The organism is Devosia riboflavina (genome assembly GCF_000743575.1).
Lineage (GTDB): Bacteria > Pseudomonadota > Alphaproteobacteria > Rhizobiales > Devosiaceae > Devosia > Devosia riboflavina.
In genome coordinates, this window is the sequence record NZ_JQGC01000083.1 from 1 (window position 1) to 866 (window position 866).

At 62.4% G+C, this 866-nt stretch carries 1 protein-coding gene; it reads right to left on the reverse strand.

Features of this window, described 5'->3' with window-relative positions:
- Positions 1 to 42 precede the first annotated feature (42 nt).
- On the reverse strand, positions 43 to 866 hold an 824-nt coding region (locus JP75_RS24795; RefSeq protein WP_035087967.1), incomplete at its 5' end, for a DNA polymerase.

Sequence of the window (866 nt, forward strand, 5' to 3'; positions counted from 1 at the left end):
GGTCGTTTCGGTACTCACCGATCCACGCGTCGCTCATCTCCCCTAATGCGCCTCATCCCAATTATGCGCCGCATGCGCATCCACCTTCAGCGGCACTGACAATCTCACGGCCGGTTCCGCTGAGCTTTCCATGATCCCCGCGATCACCGGCATCGCCTTGTCTTCAGCGCCCTTGTCGACTTCGAAAATCAGTTCGTCGTGGACCTGCAGCAGCATGTCGGCCTGGATGCCGGCCTTTTTCAGCGCCGGCTCCATCTTGACCATGGCGCGGCGGATGATGTCGGCGGCCGAGCCCTGGATGGGGGCGTTGATCGAGGCGCGTTCGACGAAGGCGCGTTCGGCCGGGTGCTTGGAATTGGCGTTGGGGAACTGCACCTTGCGCCCGAAAATGGTCTCCACGAACCCATCCGCCTTCACGCGCCGGCGCATCTCGTCCATGTAGTCGCGAATGCCCGGGAAGCGTTTGAAATAGGTCTCGATATAATCGCCCGCTTCCGCCCGCCCGATGCCGAGCTGGTTGGAAAGCCCGAAGGCGGAAATGCCGTAGATGATGCCGAAATTGATGGCCTTGGCCCGCCGCCGCACTTCGGACGGCATGCCCTCCACCGGCACCCCGAACATTTCGGAAGCCGTCATGGCGTGAATGTCGAGCCCTTCCTCGAACGCATCCTTGAGCGCCTGGATATCGGCGATATGGGCGAGCACGCGCAGCTCGATCTGGCTGTAATCCGCCGAGATCAGGATCTTGCCGGGACTCGCCACGAACGCCGTGCGGATCTTGCGGCCATCCTCGGTTCGCACCGGAATGTTCTGCAGGTTCGGATCGTTCGAGGACAGCCGCCCCGTCAGCACCGAAGCCTGGCTGT